Origin of the sequence: Lentilactobacillus parafarraginis DSM 18390 = JCM 14109 (assembly GCF_001435895.1) — a bacterium.
Classification (GTDB): Bacteria; Bacillota; Bacilli; order Lactobacillales; family Lactobacillaceae; genus Lentilactobacillus; species Lentilactobacillus parafarraginis.
In genome coordinates, this window is sequence record NZ_AZFZ01000227.1 from 1 (window position 1) to 359 (window position 359).

Here is a 359-nt window from a genome sequence, read left to right on the forward strand (position 1 = left end):
AGCTGAGTTGGCCGCGTCACTGGCAACAATCCTGTGAGCATCAGAAGCAGCGTTCGACGCATCGGCATTGTGTTGCTTTGCGTCGGAGGCCGCATCGCTGGCAACTTTGTTGTCAGAAACGGCACCGGAAGCATCGCCGCTCTTCGCAGCTGAACTGGCGGCACTGGCAGCATCACTGGCCTTCTTGGCATCGCTGGCGGCATTTGATGCGGCGTCAGAAGCAGATTTGGCTGCTGAAGCCGCATTTGAATTACCACTTGCGTCACTGGCAGCATCCGAAGCATGAGCTGAAGCCGACTTCGCATCGTTGGAAGCGTTGGAAGCATATCCTGAAGCTGAGTTGGCCGCGTCACTGGCAA

General features: G+C 57.1%; 1 protein-coding gene. It reads right to left on the reverse strand.

The genetic code is table 11. The annotated features are described in order from the left end of the window. Positions 1-359 (reverse strand): hypothetical protein (locus FD47_RS15585; protein ID WP_202813715.1); only part of this gene is annotated, 359 nt, incomplete at both ends.